Below are 562 nucleotides of genomic sequence, written 5' to 3' on the forward strand. Positions count from 1 at the left end.
TGCCGAATACCGGATAGGGCTGTACGGCTGGTTCGGCTGCTGGCCTGCGGCCCTAGCGCGCGGGGTTCCAGGCCTTATGCACAAACTCCAGGCGGTTGCCATCGAAGTCGGCAACATTGGCGGCGTAGTAGCCTGGGGCGAAATATGTCCGGTCCGCTGGCCCGCCTTCGTCGATGCCACCAGCGTTGATCGCGGCGAGGTAGGCGGCGTCAACAGCTTCGTTGGTATCGCAGACGATGCCGATGTACAGACCTGTCTCGCCGCGCTGGCGCTGGCGCAGCCAGATGCTCGATCCGACTCCGGTGCCGGAGATGTATGTGTCGTCGCCGAGACCGAACAGATCCGGGACGTTGTCGGGTCCGGACGCGGCGTCGTAGTTCCCGAATTCGCGCCAGCCGATGGGCTTCAGTGCCTCGACGTAGAAGGCCAACGACTTCTCGATGTCCGTGACCGAGATGTAGACATGATCGATCATTTCGAGGCATCCTTCCACATCGCAGTGTTCTTACGGGCGACGTCGTGGAACGTGCGCCACGGTAGGCCGGTGATCTGCGCGACCGTG

The 562-nt window shown here is 62.8% G+C and carries 1 protein-coding gene; it reads right to left on the bottom strand.

What is annotated here, in order from left to right; all coding sequences use genetic code 11:
• Positions 1-52 precede the first annotated feature (52 nt).
• Positions 53-475: a VOC family protein gene (locus ACLMAL_RS39730; protein WP_412003788.1), complete on the bottom strand. Its 423-nt coding sequence runs from the start codon at positions 473-475 to the stop codon at positions 53-55.
• Positions 476-562: the final 87 nt, after the last annotated feature.

The organism is Nocardia sp. CWNU-33, assembly GCF_046764895.1.
GTDB lineage: Bacteria > Actinomycetota > Actinomycetes > Mycobacteriales > Mycobacteriaceae > Nocardia.